At 42.7% G+C, this 22,137-nt stretch carries 20 protein-coding genes; 7 read left to right on the top strand and 13 right to left on the bottom strand.

The features are described from left to right. Positions 1-67 precede the first annotated feature (67 nt). The 5 genes from DLD82_RS07870 (at position 68) to DLD82_RS07850 (ending at position 5,306) form a co-directional block, all read left to right on the top strand. Complete coding sequence (locus DLD82_RS07870; protein WP_109940566.1) at positions 68-430, top strand: hypothetical protein; 363 nt, start codon at positions 68-70, stop codon at positions 428-430. Then, positions 427-807 (top strand): hypothetical protein, encoded by a 381-nt coding sequence (locus DLD82_RS07865; RefSeq protein ID WP_109940565.1) that lies wholly within the window; start codon positions 427-429, stop codon positions 805-807. Before DLD82_RS07870 ends, DLD82_RS07865 begins: the two co-directional genes overlap by 4 nt. A 12-nt stretch (positions 808-819) precedes the next feature. Continuing rightward, positions 820-3,537 carry a DUF2341 domain-containing protein gene (locus DLD82_RS07860; protein ID WP_109940564.1) on the top strand — a complete coding sequence of 906 codons (2,718 nt, stop codon included), beginning with the start codon at positions 820-822 and terminating at the stop codon, positions 3,535-3,537. Beyond that, positions 3,538-4,959, top strand: coding sequence for a hypothetical protein (locus DLD82_RS07855; RefSeq protein WP_109940563.1), 1,422 nt, complete (start codon positions 3,538-3,540; stop codon positions 4,957-4,959). Positions 4,960-5,129: 170 nt separating this feature from the next. Then, the gene (locus DLD82_RS07850; RefSeq protein ID WP_219968316.1) at positions 5,130-5,306 is read left to right on the top strand and encodes a hypothetical protein; all 177 of its coding nucleotides are present in this window, start codon (positions 5,130-5,132) and stop codon (positions 5,304-5,306) included. Here the strand turns inward: DLD82_RS07850 and DLD82_RS07845 are convergent. The 9 genes from DLD82_RS07845 to DLD82_RS07805 form a co-directional block, all read right to left on the bottom strand. After that, positions 5,303-5,713 carry a molybdenum cofactor biosynthesis protein MoaE gene (locus DLD82_RS07845; protein ID WP_109940561.1) on the bottom strand — a complete coding sequence of 137 codons (411 nt, stop codon included), beginning with the start codon at positions 5,711-5,713 and terminating at the stop codon, positions 5,303-5,305. The two genes, DLD82_RS07850 and DLD82_RS07845, sit on opposite strands and share 4 nt — an antisense overlap. A 2-nt stretch (positions 5,714-5,715) precedes the next feature. Then, positions 5,716-5,991, bottom strand: a complete 276-nt coding sequence (locus DLD82_RS07840; RefSeq protein WP_109940560.1) for a MoaD/ThiS family protein — start codon at positions 5,989-5,991, stop codon at positions 5,716-5,718. An 11-nt stretch (positions 5,992-6,002) separates the two neighbouring features. Beyond that, positions 6,003-6,734: a HesA/MoeB/ThiF family protein gene (locus DLD82_RS07835; RefSeq protein ID WP_109940559.1), complete on the bottom strand. Its 732-nt coding sequence runs from the start codon at positions 6,732-6,734 to the stop codon at positions 6,003-6,005. Further along, positions 6,731-7,369 (bottom strand): TfuA-related McrA-glycine thioamidation protein, encoded by a 639-nt coding sequence (locus DLD82_RS07830; protein ID WP_109940558.1) that lies wholly within the window; start codon positions 7,367-7,369, stop codon positions 6,731-6,733. Before DLD82_RS07830 ends, DLD82_RS07835 begins: the two co-directional genes overlap by 4 nt. Further along, positions 7,326-8,543 carry a YcaO-related McrA-glycine thioamidation protein gene (locus DLD82_RS07825; RefSeq protein WP_109940557.1) on the bottom strand — a complete coding sequence of 406 codons (1,218 nt, stop codon included), beginning with the start codon at positions 8,541-8,543 and terminating at the stop codon, positions 7,326-7,328. The genes DLD82_RS07830 and DLD82_RS07825 overlap by 44 nt, the downstream gene beginning before the upstream one ends. A 143-nt stretch (positions 8,544-8,686) precedes the next feature. After that, positions 8,687-9,937: a TIGR02710 family CRISPR-associated CARF protein gene (locus DLD82_RS07820; RefSeq protein WP_109940556.1), complete on the bottom strand. Its 1,251-nt coding sequence runs from the start codon at positions 9,935-9,937 to the stop codon at positions 8,687-8,689. An 83-nt stretch (positions 9,938-10,020) separates the two neighbouring features. Next, positions 10,021-10,308, bottom strand: coding sequence for a hypothetical protein (locus DLD82_RS07815; protein WP_109940555.1), 288 nt, complete (start codon positions 10,306-10,308; stop codon positions 10,021-10,023). A gap of 69 nt (positions 10,309-10,377) precedes the next feature. After that, positions 10,378-11,370 (bottom strand): hypothetical protein, encoded by a 993-nt coding sequence (locus tag DLD82_RS07810; protein WP_219968315.1) that lies wholly within the window; start codon positions 11,368-11,370, stop codon positions 10,378-10,380. Between the two features lie 77 nt (positions 11,371-11,447). Beyond that, positions 11,448-11,873, bottom strand: a complete 426-nt coding sequence (locus tag DLD82_RS07805; RefSeq protein WP_109940553.1) for an NUDIX domain-containing protein — start codon at positions 11,871-11,873, stop codon at positions 11,448-11,450. Between the two features lie 103 nt (positions 11,874-11,976). Here DLD82_RS07805 and DLD82_RS07800 point away from each other — a divergent pair, with 103 nt between their 5' ends. After that, on the top strand, positions 11,977-12,573 hold the full coding sequence (locus tag DLD82_RS07800) for an NAD(P)H-dependent oxidoreductase (protein ID WP_109940552.1): 597 nt from the start codon (positions 11,977-11,979) through the stop codon (positions 12,571-12,573). A gap of 5 nt (positions 12,574-12,578) precedes the next feature. On the opposite strand, the gene DLD82_RS07795 is transcribed toward DLD82_RS07800, so the two are convergent. Together DLD82_RS07795 and DLD82_RS07790 are read right to left on the bottom strand one after the other, a co-directional pair. Then, positions 12,579-14,072 (bottom strand): helicase HerA-like domain-containing protein, encoded by a 1,494-nt coding sequence (locus DLD82_RS07795; protein ID WP_109940551.1) that lies wholly within the window; start codon positions 14,070-14,072, stop codon positions 12,579-12,581. Positions 14,073-14,235: 163 nt separating this feature from the next. Next, positions 14,236-15,018 carry a hypothetical protein gene (locus DLD82_RS07790; protein ID WP_219968314.1) on the bottom strand — a complete coding sequence of 261 codons (783 nt, stop codon included), beginning with the start codon at positions 15,016-15,018 and terminating at the stop codon, positions 14,236-14,238. A gap of 417 nt (positions 15,019-15,435) precedes the next feature. Here DLD82_RS07790 and DLD82_RS07785 point away from each other — a divergent pair, with 417 nt between their 5' ends. Continuing rightward, positions 15,436-16,014, top strand: a complete 579-nt coding sequence (locus DLD82_RS07785) for a tetratricopeptide repeat protein (protein WP_109940549.1) — start codon at positions 15,436-15,438, stop codon at positions 16,012-16,014. A 46-nt stretch (positions 16,015-16,060) separates the two neighbouring features. Here the strand turns inward: DLD82_RS07785 and DLD82_RS07780 are convergent, their stop codons facing one another. After that, the gene (locus DLD82_RS07780; protein WP_109940548.1) at positions 16,061-19,573 is read right to left on the bottom strand and encodes a PAS domain S-box protein; all 3,513 of its coding nucleotides are present in this window, start codon (positions 19,571-19,573) and stop codon (positions 16,061-16,063) included. A gap of 345 nt (positions 19,574-19,918) precedes the next feature. Next, positions 19,919-22,030, bottom strand: a complete 2,112-nt coding sequence (locus tag DLD82_RS07775) for a CHASE4 domain-containing protein (protein WP_109940547.1) — start codon at positions 22,028-22,030, stop codon at positions 19,919-19,921. Positions 22,031-22,137: the final 107 nt, after the last annotated feature.

Below are 22,137 nucleotides of genomic sequence, written 5' to 3'. Positions count from 1 at the left end.
GAGGTTGAGATGATAATCAGAGACAAAGACGGAAAAATAAAGAGCATCGACAACGAGGTGACAAAACTTGGCAAAAATCGCTGATACCGGACTTATCAGAGCTGCAAAACTCCTGGGAGGAGTGGACTCAGTAACACCGTTTACGAAGATAGCAGTAGGCACCGGGACCGATGCAGAATCGGCAGCACATACAGCACTTATCACAGAGGTAGGAGAACAGAGTTGCACACCAACGTACGAAGCGACTAACAAATGTGTGTGGACTGCAACAATCACCGGGTTTGCGTCCTCATATTCGCTGGCAGAGGTCGCAGTATTGTCAGCGGATGAATGTTTGCTGCTCCGGCATCTCTGGTCAGTGGTCCGGGGTGTTGATCCGGGGGATTCAGTGACAGTGACAGTAAAAGTGACAACAGGAGAAGCAACATGAGTCTTCAAAAAATAGTGACAAAGGTAGTTGACAATCAGACCGTTCAGGAATCAGCCAGCCTCGACCTAGCAAACTCGACAGCAATCGGACCAACCAGCACAGATACTCTGATTAACCTGGCTATCGAATGCACGGTAACGTATGCATCCGGAGCAACAGCAGGATGTACTGTCAAATTATTTGCCAGTTACGACGGGACGAACTACGATACTGATCCATATGACCAGTTTGATATGCCGTTCACCGCGAACACTACCAAGTCGCAAACGTTCGCTGTCAATCCGGCACCGAAGTTCTTGAAAGTCGGGGTTACGAATCTGGACACTGCACAGGATATTACAGCGTTTTCTGCCTGGGCACACACACAGGCCGCGTGAGGTTAGTACCTCATGCCTCTCAATTATTCCCGGTGGAAACACCGGATTACTTTTTCTTTATCACCTGTCACAACCGTAAATGACCGGTGGGTTTCATTATTGTTACCCTGGCGGATAGGAATCAATCCGGATTATTCTGACATCCGGTTTACTGACACGAAAGGAAATTCACTGGATTACAATATTGCCTCGAAAACTGACCGGATAACAGCGACAGTCAAAATCGAGATACCAATTGCAGGAATACGGCTCATCCATCTTTATTCCGGCAACAGTCAGGCAGAGAGCGAGTCAACTGCTGCAGGAACCGAAGATGCTAATCCGGTCCTGACTGCAGTCTCCGGGACGATGAATCCGGGGTACTCAGGAGTGTGGACTCTCCGGCAGGGAGGGAGGTTAAATCAACAGAAATATGCTCGGAGTTTTGGGACCGGACCATATCCGGAATGGAAATACAAAACCCTGATCCAGATCACCAATCCAGTCAGCCAGGCAAACTATCAGCACAAACTTACGCTGAAATGGCATCCGGGGATGAGGTCGGATTTCCGGGATATCCGGTTTGCCCAGTTCAACGGGAAAAGGTGTGATTATTGGATAGAATCTTATACCTCCCGTACCTCTGCAGTTGTTTGGATCGAAGTCCCTACTGCTGGTCAACGATGGTTGAATTTGTTTTATGGGAATGGGAGAGCGGGTTCAGAATCATCAGGTGCAAATACATTTGATTTTTTTGATGATTTCACAGGTAGTAATATTGACACGTCAAAATGGACTGCAACATCAGGTGTGTCCGTATCCTCTGGAATATGTACAATTACTCGGGGGGCCAGTGCAGCCTATATCTATGGCAAAACAGATTTTGGGGCAGGGTATAATTTACGATACAAAGTAAAATATGGAGCATCTGGCACCCTGTGGTCTGGTCATGAAAGTAGTGCAGCAACTACCAGCAATGCCTTGATGGATGAACTGGACGCAACATACTGTTACCCGGGTTCAGGTACAACGAGCGGGCAAACTGCTCATAGTGTCAGTATGTCCGCAGCGTACAGGATCATAGAGATTACTAGAACGGGAGGGGGTTCAAACGCAACGCAATTTAGCATCGACGGAGTTCAAAAGGTTAATTCGGCACCATATGCGTCAGTATCCAACCGCCATCCCGTATTCCATGCGTATGGATCCGGTGCAGTGATCTATGTTGATTTTGTAGCAATCCGGAAATATGCAGCCACTGAACCGACTCTCAATCTTATTTCCCATCAACCAAACTCTACCCGGATAACCCCATACGAAACCATCGGAACACAACAGACCGGCGGCAACACCTACATCATGGATCCAATCGAGGCAACCCTCTCCCTCTCTGGGTCCATGGGTGCAACGATTCTCCAGCCCCTGGTATCGGCAGGGCTTGATCTCACTCCATCTGCACCAATCACGATATTATTCCCGCTCATCGAAGCCGACCTCTCATTATCCGGGTCAGTCGTCACGAAAAACTATATCCCGCTCGATACCTTGGACCTAACCCAGATCAGCGTATCCAAAGCGGTGACTGATGATATTTGGGCCATGAATGCAACAATCGACGGGTATACCGAACTTAACACTGATGTTTTGCGACATGCAACATTTTCAACAACTGACCATCTGGGTGTCACCCAATCCATATTCGCCGGAATACTCCCGAAAGGATCATACACCATCAAGGATGCAGCAAACAAGACAGTCATATCCGGATACGATTATGCTTGGTATCTTGCAAGACAGCAGGTACAGTCAACATACCAGCACAATGTTGCATCTGTCAACCCGGCAGATATCATCACCGGACTCCTCGGAGGCGACGATTGGGAAGAAACGACTGGTATCATGCCATACAAGATCAACCAGGTCACAGCATGGGGCGATACGCTCAACAACAAGGTGTTTGATTTTGCTATTGGCACAACCAAAAAACAGGCTATAGAGAAGATCTGTGCCTATTGCCGGTTTGTATTCCTCGTTAAATGGATTGTAGTTGAAGGGATTGCAACCGCTGCAGCATATTTCATCAGTGAAGACGATATCGACACAGAACTCGATTTACCTACTCCAGTGACGTTTACGTATCCGGATCCATACCTAGCAGACTCAATCAAACCCGTGGTCCGGGGTGATGAGCGATACAACCGGGTGACGGTTATCGGCCGAAACAACGCCGGCGGGGTGTTTTTCTGCACCGTTGAGAGTCCTGCTGTTACAGCCGGAGACGAACTTCCGATTGAAAAAATTGAGAACTCTGGGTCATGGACCACACAGGAACAGGTGAACGCTCGGGCACAGGAACTGTTTGAATACTATTCAGAGACTGCATACACATTTACCGCAAAGGCAATTGACCGAATGGATCTCGAACTGTTACAGAAAATAAAAATAACTGGATACACAGGTGTCTCTGAAAACTGGATGAGAATAACGCGAATAAAAAAGACCGTTCGGGCAACAAAAGACGGGGTTGAAAAAACAGTTGATATTGAATTCACTGAGAATGTAAAATGGTCCGCTCTCCGGAGGATGTACCGGTATTCGTCCGACGATATGACTAGCGAAGTCGAAACCATTGTTGATGATAAAATCGCTCAAATTCCTGGGATGCAGGTTGGAACATGCACAGCGATTGACGGTCAGGCCGGGACCGTGGTTTTGGAGTCCGGTGAGATCGTAACGACAAGGGTGGTCTGATTGGTTGTCCAGGTTGGTGATAAAGTGCTCGTGTATGGGGCCGGAACTCCGTGGGCGTTTGCAAAAAAAATTGAGCCAGTCCAGGTTGGTGACAAGGTTGATGTCCTGACATTATCAGACGGAACGAAACTAGCCATGCCCCGGATTGATTTGGATCTTCATGATTATGTCTGGACGTATCCGGTCTGGGATACCCCATTCCATTTAGATGGCATGCCGTTTTCGTGGGAGATGATGCCACTCGGGGCTGCTGTGTTCACGTTGACAGGGGTGAGTGACTGTTATAAACTAGAGGATATTTTACGAGAATGGGATCCTGAAGATATTATTGGGAAACAATTAATTGAGTTCCGGCCTGTTGGGAGAGGATATAATACTATAATATACACCATTACCGGGTGGGATTACCCAAATTATACTGTGGTGTTGAATTATACCGATCTATCGTATGATTTGTGGACTGATATGGGAATTGACGGGCCTCATCCTGATTGGTATTACCCTGCGAAATCAATATCTAGTGGTCTTGTTGATTTGTCTGCCAGTTGGGATGGGGCACGATCCAATTCGACAAATCCAAGACTAGAAAGTCCTACTATTTCATTAGCCGGTATAAAAGAGATACAATTTCGGTATTTGTACAAATCTATATATGGATATCAGACGTGGGATTATCATACGGGTTACTGTTGCTGGAATCATTGCCCTGAAATTACGATCGGTGCACAAGTGTTACAGTACTGTGCAACTGAATCCAAAATATTTCGTGAGGGAGATATTGATGTTACTTATCGATGCAATCCAAATTATCCTAAATTTACTACAGTTACAATACCTGAGTCTGCTTGGGGGAGTTTTATAAATGCGGTGTTAGGGGTGGAGTTGGTAGGCCATGGGGTAGGATTATCCCGTTTTTATTGTCCAATAGAAGCACAATTTACAGGTTTAATGTTGATCCCGTCAGGTTGTCCAACCGAAGACAGTAGAGCAGGGGATAGATATATAATCTATGATCCGGAAACCGGTCGACTGATCCTAAACGACGGATCAAAAACAATTTTGGCATCCGCATACTGGAGAAACATCACCGGACCAGGCGATGAGATATCAACCACACCGGTTACGTATGCCTGGGACGGTCAGGGTCACGTGTATTTATCGCAATCAAAAACAACCCTTTCGACAATATTCTATGACAACGAACTGCAGGTTTCAAATCTTGCAGCCGGAAAAACAAAAATAATACCCTATCATTCGAACGACCCTTATACGCTAGAGGGCGAAACTGTCAGCCGGGAACTGGTAAACATTACCAGTATCCTCCGGGCCGGAAACAATGAGATAACCTTGACGGTCAAAGACACAGCCGGAAACAAAGTAGGATTCCCTACTCCGGTATACATTATGAGATCGATGTCATAGACGGCTCACAATCATCTTTTTTCATCCGGTTGGTATGATTGTATATCTCGACAGTATTATCAATAGAGCGCCGCTATTACGGGCATGCTCTTAAAAGATTAAGCCCTGATTAAACATTGTTAAGAACTCACGACTAGGGTTTTATTAGTTTGAAAATGCAACTTCACAAGGTGGACAGAATTAAAACTTCGAACATCATCACCATGATTGCCGGTGTTATCTTCATCGGTCTTGGGATAAACAATATCCTGCAGAGTTCCCAATGGTGGCGTTATGTTACTTTCATTATCGGAATTATTATCTTTACAATGGGAGCCTACGGGTATAAAACCGGAAAAAGATTTTAATTCTTACTTTCTTCTGAAAAATGCCAGGACTCTCCATCCTGATTGATATCTTTCTTCCAGATGGGGACATATGTCTTTATCTCTTCAAGGATCCATGCACAGGCGGCAAATCCTTCCTCCCGGTGAGATGCCCCGACAACAATTACCACAATCACTTCGGTGAGGTTCATTCTCCCGACACGGTGAACAATATCTACCGAATTCAGGTGATATTCGCTGACCGCTTTTGCTCCGATGGTTTTGAGATCGGCGAGTGCAACCTCTTCACACACTTCAAGAGAAAGAGCTTCGATTCCATCATCCCGGACGGTGCCGATAAATGTGACTATTCCTCCGGTCTCCTTTTTTTTAGCCGATTCAATAATTGGATATGGATCGATTGGTTCTCTCGTAATTGCTATTACCATTGTTATCCTCCTGAAACTGGTGGGAAGAGAATGATGAGATCGTTATCTGACAGGGAGATGGTATCTGCATCTGCAGGGGCGATCCTCGAATCCCTGTACATTACCATAACATAACTCCGGATATTTTTCTCCGCATCAATAAGCAATTCGGCATCAGGGCCGGACCCGGCAAGGGCGAGGACAGCATCCCTGATACTTGATCCCTCCGGAATCTCTCTCTCCTGTTCTTCTCCAAATGCATCACGAAACCGTGCATAACATCGTATCGTTACTTTCATTCCTGTACCTGTTACTCAGAACAAACCTGACAGTTTTTCCGTTTTTCTGTCTTCATAAATTCAATTCTCCCTGAAAGACCATCCCATATCAGAAGTCTTCCGGATATCATGCTCCCGGTATTTGTTAGGTATTTTATCGCTTCCATTGCCTGCATGGAACCAATAACCCCCGCTGTGGCCCCCATAACAGAAACTTTTCCGACAGGTGGTGCTGATGGTATCAGACAGGAGAGACAGGGTGAACTTTTCGGGATAATACTGGTAAGCTGGCCTGAAAAACCCTCTATTGCACCATGGATAAATGGAATCCCTGCCTTCCATGCCGCTTCATGAAGAATGAATCGTGATTCATAGTTATCCAGAGCATCAATAACAAGATCTGCATCTTTAATGAGTCGGTTAGCTGATTGAGCATCAATTCTCTTTGGGTATGCAACAACCGAAACATCAGGTTGCATCTTTTCAAGGGTGGCTTGTGCCGAATATACTTTTTGCAGACCGATTGATTGTGTTGCATGGAGAAACTGCCGGTTGAGGTTTGATTCCTGGATGACATCATCATCAACGATTACCAGTTCACCAATACCTGCAAGTGCAAGATATGTAGCAGCAGGAGATCCAAGGCCGCCTGCTCCGGCGATAAGGATGGTTGCATCATTCAGTTTTTTCTGACCTTCTGACCCGATTAGAGAGATCTGCCGTTCATATCGCCCAGAGCTTCCGGTAAATTTCTGATTGTTCATGATAGTATGTCTCTGATGTGCATGAGTGCCACTTTAGCATCTTCTCTCTTCTGGTCAATGGCATTTACAACTAACCAGGCTTTTATTTCATCTCTTCTCTTTGTATCTGGAATACTGTCAGTTAATATTCTTGTCCATGACCTGTCCGGATACCAGAGTTTTTTTCCGGTCTCTATTATTTTTTCTGTTTCTTCTTTTGAGAGAAAACCGGATGTAACTCCATGGGTAAGAGTAACCCTGACATTTACCAGTGCTTCTGAAAAGGCGGTATGCGTTGTCGGATCACACATAAGGGCTACTTCATCATCAGATTCGATGATTCCTTCTTTATACATCCGGAATACTTCACCGACTCCAATCATGCCAAATGGATAGAGTTCTGATGCCCTGAGTGCCCCCATACTTGATGCTCCAACAACGGTGATTCCTGCTTTTATTACTTCAAGCACTTCCCGGTGTCCTACAGCCGCATCCTCAAAGAATACTCCGTCAATAATGCCCACTATCCGGGGTTTAATATGGATTGCTTCGAGGAGGTCAACTCTTCGTACCGGAGGTCGGTACGTAGCAGGAAGGATCTTTTCTGCTTCGTTAACTGGAAGGCTTGGACCCAGGTAAATAATTACGTCTTGCACGTTTGCATCTCTCTCCAAGTCGTTCGGGGTCCATGGCATAATGTTCAAGCCCTGGAACAATTACCCTCACCACCGGAATCCCGATCTCTGGTCTTGTCAGGTCAACAACCAAAACCCGGTCAAGACCGGCCTTTTTCAACCGATCAAGAACGATATGAATGTCATCAAGGAAATCATCGGTGTGGTATGAGGACATATCATCATATGAAACTCTCGGTTCGGGGTCAAACCATTTTTTATTCAGCCGCTTTGCCCGGTCATATCCTACCTTGGAGAGGAAATGAGTGGACTGTGTATCTTCCCTTGCTCCGTGTATCTGGGTCGCCCTGCTCTGGGCAACTTCTGTGAGTGCACGAAGAATTGCAATCTCCTTGCACAGGTGTGTACCCATACCAATACAGAGCAGGGTTGGGTCCCGAAGCTGGAGGTCATCAGATACTGCCGCAACCGTCGGAATCCCGAGATCGCTGGTAATATCCCGGAGAATAACATCTACCCCCGCTGCCTTGAATTTTTCAAGGAGATCTGCTGCTACCGGATGAGTAATATTGGTTATAACCGGACCACCCAGGCGGCATGCTTCAACTAAAGACCATGCATCCCGCTCTATTATCTCACAAAGACTATGAAACACTGCTTCTTCGTAGGTGTTTCCTGATGCAATTCCATTTGTGCTGGTCCTGAAAAGTCTTCCCATTATCCGGGGAACCGGGTGAAAAACCGCATGGGCTGGCACCCATATTTCTTCATTCCGGGTGATGTCATATGCCGGGTACCATGGGATTGGCCATTCCTGCTCGGTATTCTCCGGAAGTATAAGAAAATCCGGGTGAATAGCATTTTTTTCTGACCTCATCTGGTCATAGGTCATCGTCACCGTCTGCCGGTCATGTATCTCTGCAGAGTACCGCTCAAGTCCTTCCATGATGGCTGATACCCGGGCTGCAATGGGAGTTGCACCTTTTCCATTATATACGGTGATTGCTCCTTCGGCTGCAACAGGCCTGATACACGAAAAAACCGGTATACCAATCCGGTCAAGTCCGGTGATATCCGCAACACGGGTGATTCCTGCCGGAATGGTGAGGTCTTTGACCTGTTCATAGGTTTCTTCAGGTGACCTGGTCCGGTGAGTCTCCTGCTGGTAGAGTTTTTTACAGGACTGGAGTATCATGTGCTCATATACGTTTTCTTCCAGAGAGAAAAAGAGTAACAGGTTATGAGTTTGTCCTGCCAGATTATGTTTCTCTCCAAACCAGGATATGCTGTGATGAACGCATCTTTGTCAGGTTAAATCAGGAAAAAACTATCGCAGATCTATAAAATTGGAAATTCAGATGACCGGTAGAGTTCTTCAAGGTCCTGACCACATCCATTGCAAGCCTCGGTGATGACTTTTCGCACCGTTTCCCACATGGTAACTGCAATATCACCAGGGACTGGTGTTAATCCATGGGCAAGGATGGAATCATTTCTGATCATGATATAGTCCTGGAGGATGTTATACCACTCATCTGCTCCGTGCAGCCCGAGATCTTCAAGGAGAGAAAATTTTGCCCGAAGACCAATGCGGATAATCCCGTTCCTATCAGCCCTTCTGGCATATGAAGAGATATCCTGTTTTTTTAACTTTTTCTTCAAATCTACAAATCGTATCTTCTCTTCATTATCATCAATCCCATAATTGAGCAGAAGAACCTGTGAAATCAGTTCAACCACCCGGTAGAGCCGAGCAAGTCCGTCATCATACCGTTCTCCGTCAACCCGGCGTTTTGCATTATGGAGCAGATCAATGAGTATATAGGTATACTTTTGCTGCCTGACTTTATACCGCTCTTTCCGGTTCAGAAGAGTATCATCAAGGCTATCCAATTCAAGAAGACGTTTTAAAAACTCTCGGTTTAAGGGAATAAGCAGATCCAGATCAGGGATGTGTTTCAGGTACTGGTAGGCCTTTTCATAATCCATCTTATCCCAGTGCCAGTACCCGTTAAAGAGTGCATAATACATGTCCCTTTCCGGAATACTGCTGACCCCTTCGAGAAGGCGGAGTGAACTGCCAAAATGACATGTATTAAAAGCTTCAATCGCTCTATGGAGCTGGAGGCGGTCATATGCGGCAAAGAGTTGCATCTCCTTGACCTTTTCCGTTCCTGGAATAACCATACCTCCGGATTTTTCTCCGGTAACATGAGAAACCGGGTTTCTTGTCAGGAACGAGACTATTTCTGCAGCCATAATCATCTCCCGTGTACCGGATGATGCTTCGATAACAACCTCTTCGTCACGATACAGGGTAGCAATCCCATAGATAAGTTCAAAGCACCCGGAAAAATCCGATGGATCCGGGATCATACAAATCGAACTGACTGGTGGTTTTTTTTCCGTTCCTGAATTCAGAGTGGAAAGAATCTGGTCAATGACCGGTTTACTCTCCTCTGAACAAAAAAAGATGATGGATTCCGGTTGATATGAGGTTATTGCATAGGTTAAGGTTCTGACAAGTTTTACCAGGGCATCTTCATGACTTGTTCCAATGCCTGTTCCGACTGTCATAAGAAGAAGCATAGGTGTTATTTCAGCATGTTTCTGATATCAGTTTTTCTGATCTTTGAAAAAAAATCAAATTTATTTTGGATATGGTTACATTTTCAATAGCGATTGCCATCTTTCATATAATCCACAAAAGCTGCAGCAAAAGAGAACAATACCAGTGTCATCCCCATAAGGCTGATAATCTGCCATACTCCGGTCATTTGTGGTCCGGAAGTGAGAAGATTCATCGAATAACTGGCAATCCAGAAGGTAAGACTGAGATCGAGCAGGATGAGAAACCGAAGCCTGGGTCTACCGGTGACAATATACATGAGAATACTGCCGAATAGAATAATTGCCCCCATAAAGAGGAGTCCTCCTTCGGTCCCGATAAGTTCAGTCATATCCGGATTCCCTGCTTATTAAGGATAATGTACCTGGTACTACTTGAAATAAACGGCAAAAAAAGTGATTTATGAGCTTGAATAAGCATCATAAAAGGTCAGGATAAGTGTTCCAAAACCTAAAAATACCGCAATAATCCAGAAGATAAACCCGATGAACGGGATAAAAAAGAGGATATTGAGGACGATGAATCCAACCACAAATCCAATGATCAGGCCCATATCTTTTTTAGCCATCTGAAAGATCCAGGAGCCGAGAATTGCACCCGAGACGATGGTTGAAAGAAACAGTCCGAGAATGATGAGCAGGAATAAGAAGCATGCGAGAGGGATGCCGATTATCGTGATAAGCAGGATAACAAAGAGAATAAATCCGAGAACGAGTCCTGCGATTCCGGCAACAAGGGATAGCAATGTTTTTTCTGTTCCTGTCCGGAGTATTGAGTTGAAAAGATCCGGACAAATTTTGACAAGGATGATTCCCAGTATTAAAAAGCCAAAAGTACAGATGAGCATTGTAATGGTAACGATAGAGCTGACCATATTCCCGAATTCCTGCATGTCAATTGAGGATTCATCCTCATTCTCAATGGTCAGGTTTCCGTGAATTGTTCCCTGAGTTGTATATCCGGATGATCCGATGATGACATCTTTAGATATTACCGCATTTTTCCCGAGGATTACAGTGCCACCTGATGCAGCAACATTTTCTGCATTCCCGGAGACGGTGACGGTTCCTCCGATGGCGAGTATTTTTCCGCCGACATCACTGTTTACATCAATGTTGCCTCCGCATGCAACAAGGTCGGTTCCAACAGGGGCATTTACCTGAATAGTCCCTCCGGCGGCGATGAGATTTGTCTCAACTGGTTCATTCACGATAAGGGTCCCGCCAGCCCAGGTAATGCTCTTTACTGGCGCATTCACGATCATAGAGCCGCCTGATGCGATAAGATCGTCATCAATTGGTTCATCAATAACGATGTTATCTCCTGACCGGGAATCAAACGCCGATGCCGGGGCAATAAGGCCAGCACATATAATGAAGGCCATTATAGCCATTATTGTCTGAATGTTCAAAAATTTCATGTGGTTTCTCTTTCCGTTTTGTTGTATTCTGTTATATAATCATGCCAGTCTTATTCGCTCTCCGGACCTGGTATTCCGCTCATAAATATCCGGGCATACTCATCAAACCAGTCTGCTTTATCAAGGCCCTGTATCTCCATTATATCAGCCCATTTGCATTCATCATGTTCTTTGCTAATAGAAAGACCTCCGGAGAGAATTGTTCCAATCATAACCAGGTGAACAATTCTGTTTTCTTCTGTCTCCTGCATGGCTGTTCCTGCAGCGGTGTGAATAGCAACGGTAAATCCGGTCTCTTCTAATATTTCACGCTCAAGAGCTTTATCAAAACTCTCTCCTGCTTCGATCTTCCCTCCGGGAAGTTCCCATTTTGAAGCATTTGTTTTACATGACGATGATCGTTTAAGTACCAGGACATGTCCGTGCTGGTCAAAAAGGACAAGATTAACACACAAGGCAAAGGGCTTTGTTGTCATATTTAATGGTATTAACGTTTCCGGATAAAAGTGTTCAGATGAATAACCAGAGGTTTACCGGTATCCGGAAACCGGATAACTCTTCCGTCCAATCAGAATGGGCATGGTAATATCAATTATTCTGGCACACCCTGAAAAGGGAAGTTTAAACCACGCAATAGCCATGACTGCTCTTGATACGCTAAAAAATGCCGGGCATGAAGTGATATTTCATGATCTCTACAAAGAAGAGTTTAATCCCATTCTTCCCGCGAATGAAATATCCCGGGATGGACTGAGAGATCCGGAGATTATAAAACATTGCGAAGAAATTTCCCGGGCAGACGGAATTATTATTGTCCACCCGAACTGGTGGGGTCAGCCTCCGGCGATACTGAAAGGATGGATTGACCGGGTTATAAGGCCTGGTGTTGCGTACCGGTTCATCGAAGGAGACAATGGAGAAGGGGTTCCGGTTGGACTATTACCTGCTAAATCGGCAATAGTTTTCAACACTGCCAATACTCCGGAGGAAAGAGAAGAGTTGGTATTCGGAGATCCACTTGACCGAATCTGGAGGGATTGCGTATTTGGCCTGTGTGGAGTTACCGATGTTCATCGGAGGATCTACCGGGTAGTGGTGATGAGTGACGAAAAAAAGCGGAAGGATTGGCTGTTGGATGTTCAAAACCTGGTAAAAACAGTATTTCCGGAAAATTAGGGGATCTATTTTCCTTTCAGCCAGGAACCAAGCATTCCCCTGATAATCTCTTTTCCTATCTGCGTTCCGACATTGGTTGCGGTCCGGACGGCGATGGTCCCGATAACATCACCAACATCCTTTGTCTTCCTGGATGACCGTGATGTTGTTCTTGGTCTGCTTGTGGTTCTCTCCGTCGACCGTGCAGGCTGTTTTTCCGCGGCATTTTCAGCAGGTTTTTCCTGTTCACGTTTTAAGAGTTCTTCCGCTGCTGAGTGCCGGTTTATCTGCTCTTCGTATCTTCCGAATATTGTTGATTTGTTAATTATTGCTTCCTGCTCCGGTTCGGTGAGAGGAACAAGGCTGCTTCGAGGTGGATATACAAAGCTACGCTCAACCGGAGTTGGAACTCCTCCCTTATCAAGAACTGAAACAAGTGCTTCTCCTATTCCAAGTTCTGTGATGACCTTTTCTGTGTCTATTTTGGGATTCTGCCTGAAAGATTTTGCAGCGGTTTTGACTGCTTTCATCTCTTTCGGGGTGGTTGCCCGGAGAGCATGCTGGATTCGGTTCCCCAGTTGTCCAAGGACATCGTCAGGGATATCTGCCGGGTTCTGGGTGATGAAATAAACTCCAACTCCTTTTGATCGGATGAGCCGTACAATCTGGATAATTTTTTCTTCAAGTGCTTTTGGGGTGTCAGAAAAGAGCAGGTGGGCTTCATCAAAGAAGAGTAGAAACTTCGGTTTTACCAGATCTCCTACTTCAGGCAGATCCTCATACAGCTCGGAAAGAAGCCACAATAGGAATGTTGAATAGATTTTTGGATATTTCATCAATGCTCCGGCTGAAAGAAGGCTGATTGTGCCCTTTCCATCCTGGATCTCCATGATGTCCTGAAGAACCAGGGAGGGTTCTCCAAAAAACAGGTCTGCCCCCTGTTCCTCCAGGGTGAGGACTGCTCTCTGGATTGCTCCGAGGGATGAGGGCGTCATATTGCCGTATTTTCCTTTTATTTCAGCCGTATTTTCTAATGCAAAGGTAATGAGGGAGATAAGGTCTGCAATATCGATAAGGAGGAGGCGGTTATCATCTGCATACCGGAAGAGCATGGAGAGAATACCTGTCTGGGTCTCGTTCAAATCAAGGATCCGGGCAAGGAGTAAAGGCCCCATTTCTGATATGGTAGTCCTGACCGGGTGACCTTCTTTTCCATACAAATCCCAGAACCTGACCGGACAGCCTTCATAATTCAATGGGGAAATTCCCAGAAGAGTGGCACGTTCCTCTATCTTCTTGTTCCCTCCTCCGGGTTTACATAGTCCGGAGAGATCACCCTTGATATCCGGGAGGAATACCGGAACACCCATTGAGCTAAATTGCTCGACTAAAACCCGGAGCGTTACGGTCTTTCCGGTTCCGGTTGCTCCTGCTATAAGTCCATGACGATTTGCCATGGAAGGCTCGATATAAATATCCGTCTCACCTCTTGCTACGGGGGTAAGAGAAATTTCTGCCATGAGTAATCATATGTTCCTTTGATCCTGATATGTTTTTATTAAGGAGATTTTGGAATCCAGAATCCGATCACATGTGAAAAATATCCTGTATGAGTGGATTATTTTGACTAATCAGGGTTATGATAAATTATATCCAAAAAAAGAGTTTAAAATTTGTGGTTGATTAGACCTTTTTTCCGAACCATTCACCCGCAAATCCCGGAGCTGTACCATAGTTATATGTACCATGAAATGAGGTAAAATCGTCAGAAAATGAGAAAGTAAAGCTTCCGGAATCCTTATCGCCAGCGTATGTCGGAGCTTCTGCCCATGTTCCTTTCAATTGATTATAAGCATTTAATGTTCCTGATAATCTCCCATTATCTGCTCCATAAGTACCAGTTACCGTATTCCCCTTCTGAACAAATTCCATATCTCCTGCAAGCTCTGATATCCATTTTCCAGATATTCCCTCACTAACCTCGTTATCACCGCTGGCTCCTGAATCATAGGCTTTCCAGTTGATACCAAAGAAACCTGCATAATCAGAATCAGCATTATTAGACCAGGTATCAGGATCAGAGTTTTCAACGGTGTAAGTTCCGGATGGTAATACTACTTCACCCTCGTCTAAGGCCAGATGCCATATTACGTTATTATTTTCAATACTCTCCATCTGGTAAGGTCCATAACTGTTTCCATTATCATCAATCAGAGTAAGCGTTCCGGGTGATGAAACTCCCTTACCATTGTTGTAATGGTAAGAGTCCAGGTATGTGACCGTCACCATCTCATCTACTGAAAACTCAACATCATTTGATGGTGGACCATTCATGACTCCTCCGCCATTCCAGTTAGCCCATTGGTATGTGTGTCCGTTCACGGTTACATCGGCATGGACAGTCAATATGACCATACAGCTAAATACAATAACCAGGAAAAAAATCTTAACAGAATTTTTCTGCATAAAATAGAATTACTGTTATGGATAATAAGTGTTAGTTTATCAATAATTTTATATATTGGTGTTCTTATTTTTTAACATTATGATGTATTGATTATATTCAAACAAATACCGGTTTTTGCCCTTTAATGCAGATTTATTTGTGTTTACGGTTCTATTGATATATATGATTTGAAATCGATTAAAAATTATGCGTAATTATTCGAAAATAATCCTATATTCTCATTATTGTCAAATTTTTGATAAACCAAACATCGGATATCTCATTAATAATCATTTCTCTTGCCCTATAATAAATAAGATCTAATTAATCTTTAAAATGCGTGGAATGTATTGATAATGGAGATTGAAAATTATTTGAAACCTAATAAATTTTTTGTGAAAAACTATATATATTTACTATTATAATTATCAATTATTATGGGAAGTATAAAGGAAATTTTTTTGGCAATTATTGTGCTACTCTGTATTTCTGGAATTGCAACTGCTGGTTTTTATGCGATTGATACCACAACACCTTCGATTGTGCCGGAAAGCAAATCTGATGAAGCAACCGGTTATGATGATGAATCATTCGAAGCAAATAAGCTTGGTCAATGGCAAATTGCTCTCGAAAAAGCAGAACTCGCAATTATGGTAGATGAGATGTTTGGCACTGCCTGGAATAATAAAGGAGTAGCCTTACACGGTCTTGGCAGGTTTGAAGAGGCAATAACTGCTTACAACCAGGCGATTAAAGTAACTCCATGGTACGTGCTCCCATATGCAAATAAGGGATTATCTCTCTATGAACTCGGAAGATATGATGAAGCAGTCCTGGCTTTTGAAGATGCAATTTCTATCTGGCCTGAACGGTGTACATACTATAAGTACATGGGAGACAGTTATTATGCCAACGGTGACAATCAGGCAGCAATTTCGGCATATACTCATGCTCTTCAGATAACTCCCGGATGTGAAGGGGTTCAGGAAGCACTGGATTATGTTCTGAATCAATAGAACAATCTCTATCTACATTTTTTCCGCACAAATGATCAACAAGAGTTTATGAGTTTATTCGATTACCGTCTGAATTTACTATCTGGTATGATCCCTTCGGGACCGTGATTTCAAACCTGGCTCCTTTTTGAAATACTCCTGTCTCTTTGATTGTTATATCGGTAAGAGAGAGGATTTCACGGACAAGAAACATACCAAGACCGGTATTCTGGCCATATCCTCTCTCAAATATCTTCTCCTTTTCAGTATCTTCTATTCCGATTCCATCATCTTCCCATAACACCGTAAAACCGGAATCAGCCTTAAACCCGGAGACATGAATTGTTGTTGTATGCTTACCATGCCTGATTGAATTATCCAGAAGGTTAAAAAACACCCTTTCAAGTAAAGGATCTGCATAGAGTATGACGTGGCGAATATCCAGTATCATTGATATGGATTCAGGGAGATGAGCACTCGGCATGACTGATTGCAAATCTATCCATTGTGGCTCATGTGATCCGATTTTCTGGTACACTCTCGTAAATTCAATATGTGACTGGATAACATCAGTTGCTGTTCTTGTCCGGTGAAGGTATTCATTGAGTTTTTGATCGCTATTTTCCATTTCCATAACTGCCAGGTATCCACGAATCCCTGTAATCTTATTAAGGATGTCATGCCGGGTGATGGAGGAGAGCAGGTTTAATTGGTTATTCGCCTTTCTGATTGCCTCTTCTGATTTTCTTCGTTCGGTTATATCCTGATTTACTCCATGAGTTTTAATCGTTCTGCCGGATTTATCTTTGATAATTGCTATTCTTACTGAAATATATCGGACTTCTCCATCTCGTCGGATAATCCGGTGTTCTAAATGTGATGTGTACCCAGGGTCTTTCGCTTCTATTGCCTTGTATATCTCTTGTGAAACCAGGGATAAATCTGCAGGGTGAAGAAAATCTTTCGCATATTTTTCTGCAGACATAAGATTTCCTCCTTCACGTTCAGATGTCGTTCCATATAACTGATAGAAATTTTCATTAAACAAAAAAAGCCCGGTATCAACATCATACTCCCATTTCGCGAGTTTGGCCAGATTCATTGCTTCGGACAGTACCGCCTGGTTTTTCCGGAGTGTCTGTTCGATATGAATCCTCTCAATATCCACCGCTAATCTGACCGCGATAATCTCCAGTATCTCCTGAAATGTTTCAGATACCTGGAAGGGATGACGAAAGAGTATGCAGAGTATTCCAATAACTTTTCCCTCTGAATTGGGAAGAGGAGCTCCGATGTATCCCTGTATCTGAAGGTCTGATAAATTTTTAGCATCCGGAAAGAGATTGGAAATATTATCCGGATAGAGGGAAAATCCGTTTTTAATGACGTGTTCGCAGGGAGTTCCCTTTATGTTATAATAGGTGTCAGTAATATTTTCTCCGTCCAGGATGGATGATATAATCCGGACGGTTTCATTATCCGGTAGTACTTCTCCAATAAGGACTCCGTCGGCCTTTAGATATGCACTGAGAGTTTCAATAATTGCGTTAAGAGATTTATGTTCATCCACAATCCCATAACTTTTAATAATTGCCTGGTGGAAGAATTCCGCCTGTTTTTGTTCAGTAATGTCCTCAATGAACGTTAATATATATGGATTTCCCTTTACAACGATAAGAGAGGAAGAAAAAAGACATGTCCTTTCCTCTCCGGATGCAATTTTACAGGGGATTTCAAAACCAGATACCTGGGTATTATTCTTATACGAAGTTACCATCTCCCGATATCGTAATATATCTGGAAAGATGCCTATTTCTTCAGCATTTTTCCCGATGATCATCTCACGGGAATATCCGGTGTTTTTCAAAAATGCATCATTTATCTGGATGAATTTTCCGTCAGTTGCTGAAACCAGTGTAATTGCAATAGGGCTGTCTTTGAAAATATTCCGTAAGGTCAAATCAGATTCATGAAGGGCATCTATGGCTTCTTTTCGGTCGGTAACATCATGAATTGACACAAGCATTGAAGGAATACCGCCATAGGTAATTTTCTTTCCTGCACAGTCAATCCAGATTGTCCGGTTATCACAGGTCTTCACCTGGTAATTTACAAGATAACTGTCGGTTCCATTTTTAACCTGGTTGAAATCGTATATGACCTGATCATGAAATTCTGGAAGGATGAATGAGAGAACATTTGATGTGCCAACAAGGGCTTCTATATCCGGATGCCCGATTATTTCACCGATACGTGGGTTTACAAAGAGAACATTTCCGGAAAAATCGATAATGATAATTCCATCCAGGGATTGATCAATGAGAGCCCTGAATTTTCCTTCAGTCTCTTTTAGTGCCTTTTCAATTGCTTTTCTGCTGGCAACCACCCGAAGTGATGCCTGAGCACCGGAAAATACACCGTCTTTAATGATAGGAACAGCATAATGATTGACATACAGGAGACTTCCATCTTTTCTGCATATCTGAAACTCAGTATCTTCTATTATTTCTCCTTTCATTATTTTTTGGATTGTGCTCAGGAAATCTTCTCTGCATGGAGAAAAAACCGTGTCTAATACATCGGAATAAGATTTTCCCAGGAGTTCTTCGGGTTTATATCCGATTACACTCTCCACGGCAGGAGAAATGTATGTAGGTTTCATCTCTGCATTCAGAATTAAGGTCACATCAAAGGAGCGATCTGCCATTGTCCTGAACCGTTCCTCGCTCTCTCTGATTTTTAATTCTGATTTTTTAAATTCGGTAATGTCCCTGATTGATTCAATCGCACCGATATTTTCTCCTTCTTCATTAAAAAACCGGCAGGCTTTTGCAAGCACGTAAATACTGGTCCCTTTTGGATGGGGCAGGTTTGATTCTCCAATTACTGATTCTCCGATCCGGGATCCTTTGGTATAAAATTCTGAAATTTTTTCATCAGGTTCTTCAATCAGGTCAATCAGAATCGGACGTCTGTATCCGTAAAAAGGGATAGAATATTCATAGTTACCCTTTCCCAGCATCTCTTGTGAAGAAACACCGGTCATCTCTTCAATTGCCCGATTCCAGGCAATCACCTCTCCGGACCGGTTTATTGCAAATGTTGCATCTGGTAAAAAATTGATAAAATCAAGAAGGCGTTTATTAGATTCTCGAAGTGAACTCTCTATCGTTTTACTGCGAACAGCCTGAATTACTTTATGGGATAATTCCGCAAAGAGGGATTTAGGATCTCCCCCTTTTTGCAGGTAAAAATCTGCCCCATTATTAATTGCTTCAATAACAACTTCCTCTCTACCCCGTCCGGTAAAAAGAATAAATGGGACATCACCAAACTTCTCCCGAACTGCTTTTAGAAACTGAATACCATCCATTTCCGGCATTTGAAAATCCGAAATGATGGCGTCATAGGTTGGTATCTTTGAAGAATTGATGGCCTGTAATGCAGAATTTAAAATATCTACTCTGAATTCACCGGTTCGTTCAAGAAACGCTTTTCCTAATGATAGAAGATCCTCTTCATCATCTACGTAGAGGAGAGATATCTGGCGATTATTAAAAAGGGGGTCTGGTCTTATCATATTAAAAAATTATATTTTTTTGAGACTATTGTATCAAGGTTAATAAAATTCAGTTTTAGGCAGTCCTTTATTATTAGGCGAGATCTCTATATTAAATTTTTTCATGGTTTTCTAATGTTGATCATTAAAATCTGTTAATTCATTTATTAGAATAAAAATTGTAGAAATTATATTGATAAAAGCGGACTTATCGAAAATCTTTGTTCAAGAGATGAAACTCTGATTTTTTGATATGATCAGCATTCTATTTGAGGTCCCTCATTTCGGATTCAATGTTGAAAAAATTTATGTTATCTCTTAAAAAAAGGAACAATGGAAGAATTTTCCGGTTTTTTTAAATCCTGATTATTTCTCTTCTTTCCGGTATGCTCCTTTTGGGACAACAATTTCAAACCTCGCTCCGATGTTATGAGTCCCAGTTTCTCTGATAGAAATTCCGGTGAGAGAAAGGATTTCCCTGACCAGAAACATTCCAAAACCGGTATTCTTACCAAACCCTCTTTTGAATATCAATTCTTTTTCATCAGAAGGAACACCAGTTCCGTTATCTTCGAAATATATGAACAAAAGATCATTTTCTTCTCTGGCATAAATGTGGATGTCAGATACATGTTCTCCATGTCTGATAGAATTATCCAGGAGATTGAAAAACACCTTTTCAAACATCTGGTCGGCAAAAATTACAAAATCATCCGTATCTGCATGAATGGTAATAGTTTCCGGTGGGTGTAAATGAGAAACTACCTTTTCAAGACTCTGCCATATTGGTTCATGAATCCCCAGTCCTTCATAGATCCTGGTAAATTCTATCTGTTTTTGAATAGATTTGATAACTGAATCAATTTCCTGTAGTTTCTCTTTGAATATAGGATCCTGACAATTCATCTCCAGGATATCAAGGTACAAAAGACCGATATTGACCTCGTTTAAAATATCATGTCGTGTAATACTTGAAAGAAGGTTCACCTGCCGGTTAGCCTGTTTTAATGAAGTTGAATATCTCAAAAGTTCTTGTGCGTAATGTTCTCTTTCTGTTTCGTATTCCTTTCGTTCGGTAATATCTATCAACAGGAGAAAAATAGCTGGATTATTATTATATGTGACATTTCTTCCCTTTATAATGACAGTTCTGGTGATTCCTTCTCCTGTTACAATCTCAATTTCATATGGCGGGACTATGTCTCCTCTCTGGCGGGCATCAAGTCTGGCTTTTATAATCTCATGATATTCATGTCCCACCAACTGATAAACGGGCTTTCCTATTATAGATTCGGCATCATGCCCGATGACATTTGCCGCTGCCGGATTGATATAGAGAATTTCATCATTTTCATCATATACGATGATATAATCGGGAATACTCTCAACAAGATCGCGAAATTGCTGTTCGCTCTCCCTAAGTTTAGTCTGGGTCTGATTGATGGTTTTAAGCATCCGGTTAATCTCACTGGCAAGGCTGGATAATTCGTCATCGCCTGATATTTTTACCAGATCAGATGAACTTCCTGCCCTGCCAATTTCATGAACCTGAAAAGCAATTGAACTGATTCTTTTCAGAATTTTTTGATTGAGCATAAAAATGAAGGTAAGTCCCAGTAATAATCCGCCAATTAAGATAATGCCGATAACCTTGATGGTCGTATCTATGCCCTGGTGAAAAATATCCCGTGTTCTGGTAACCTGAAGAATCAGGGCATCTTCTCCGAAAATATCCTGAAATGAATAATATGCTGAAATTATTTCCTGATTTACAGGTTTTATGAATCCTCTTCCCTTATTGGAATTCTTTCTAATGTCTGATATCATATCTCGTGGCAATGAGATATCTTCGGTTTTGTAAAAAGTTAAATTGGATTTTGTGAGGATTCCAAGCCTGGCAATCTCCTGCTGGTTCAAATATTTTCCAAAGATGACTATGCCCTCTACATCCCCTGAAAGATCAGAATACATGATGGGTTGTGATACAACCATAAGGGGTGATTCAGGGAGCAATACAAAACCCTGAACCTTTTTTCCAGATTCAGTGATGTTCATGAGCGGGTTTTGTAAATCAAAGTTTTTCGTAAAAAGAGATGGAACCTCTGTCATCATCTTCTTTTGAAGATCATATGATCCGGAATAGATTATTTCTCCATCTTTATTGATAAAAACCATGAGATTCAGGTACAGGTTGTCAAAAGTATCCTCTTCGAGATTATCAAAGATATAATCCGGATTATTCCCTTTCACAAAATCAACCGTATCATTCCAGTAACCCCAGTCAGATACCGTGCATGAAAGAGAGAAAAAATCATCATTTATCTTATTAACAACCTCTTCAAGTTGATTTTCCAGGTATTTTTCTTCCAGGTTCTGGTAACTGGAGAGAATGATGGTTGAAAAAAAGGAACTGACGAAGAATAAAAAAAGGGCAAGGAGTGAGATAAATATCATTATTGATATTTTTTGAAGCTTCATGGCTCACCCGGGAAGTGATTTGCTATTCTCTTACTTCATGATATAATAATCGTTTTGACCTGAAAATAGCTGACATCGATGGAGAATCACAAAGGCAAAAAAAGATT

The organism is Methanospirillum stamsii (assembly GCF_003173335.1).
Taxonomy (GTDB): domain Archaea; phylum Halobacteriota; class Methanomicrobia; order Methanomicrobiales; family Methanospirillaceae; genus Methanospirillum; species Methanospirillum stamsii.
This window is presented reverse-complemented; position numbering and strand designations above follow the sequence as displayed.

Bases quoted from the DNA above. Each gene is read 5' to 3' on its own strand.
- DLD82_RS07865 (WP_109940565.1), top strand. From the start codon at position 427: ATGAGTCTTCAAAAAATAGTGACAAAGGTAGTTGACAATCAGACCGTT.
- DLD82_RS07860 (WP_109940564.1), top strand. From the start codon at position 820: ATGCCTCTCAATTATTCCCGGTGGAAACACCGGATTACTTTTTCTTTA.
- DLD82_RS07845 (WP_109940561.1), bottom strand. From the start codon at position 5,713: ATGGTAATAGCAATTACGAGAGAACCAATCGATCCATATCCAATTATT.
- DLD82_RS07840 (WP_109940560.1), bottom strand. From the start codon at position 5,991: ATGAAAGTAACGATACGATGTTATGCACGGTTTCGTGATGCATTTGGA.
- DLD82_RS07835 (WP_109940559.1), bottom strand. From the start codon at position 6,734: ATGAACAATCAGAAATTTACCGGAAGCTCTGGGCGATATGAACGGCAG.
- DLD82_RS07825 (WP_109940557.1), bottom strand. From the start codon at position 8,543: ATGATACTCCAGTCCTGTAAAAAACTCTACCAGCAGGAGACTCACCGG.
- DLD82_RS07820 (WP_109940556.1), bottom strand. From the start codon at position 9,937: ATGCTTCTTCTTATGACAGTCGGAACAGGCATTGGAACAAGTCATGAA.
- DLD82_RS07815 (WP_109940555.1), bottom strand. From the start codon at position 10,308: ATGACTGAACTTATCGGGACCGAAGGAGGACTCCTCTTTATGGGGGCA.
- DLD82_RS07810 (WP_219968315.1), bottom strand. From the start codon at position 11,370: ATGGCTATAATGGCCTTCATTATATGTGCTGGCCTTATTGCCCCGGCA.
- DLD82_RS07805 (WP_109940553.1), bottom strand. From the start codon at position 11,873: ATGACAACAAAGCCCTTTGCCTTGTGTGTTAATCTTGTCCTTTTTGAC.
- DLD82_RS07800 (WP_109940552.1), top strand. From the start codon at position 11,977: ATGGTAATATCAATTATTCTGGCACACCCTGAAAAGGGAAGTTTAAAC.
- DLD82_RS07795 (WP_109940551.1), bottom strand. From the start codon at position 14,072: ATGGCAGAAATTTCTCTTACCCCCGTAGCAAGAGGTGAGACGGATATT.
- DLD82_RS07790 (WP_219968314.1), bottom strand. From the start codon at position 15,018: ATGCAGAAAAATTCTGTTAAGATTTTTTTCCTGGTTATTGTATTTAGC.
- DLD82_RS07785 (WP_109940549.1), top strand. From the start codon at position 15,436: ATGGGAAGTATAAAGGAAATTTTTTTGGCAATTATTGTGCTACTCTGT.
- DLD82_RS07780 (WP_109940548.1), bottom strand. From the start codon at position 19,573: ATGATAAGACCAGACCCCCTTTTTAATAATCGCCAGATATCTCTCCTC.
- DLD82_RS07775 (WP_109940547.1), bottom strand. From the start codon at position 22,030: ATGAAGCTTCAAAAAATATCAATAATGATATTTATCTCACTCCTTGCC.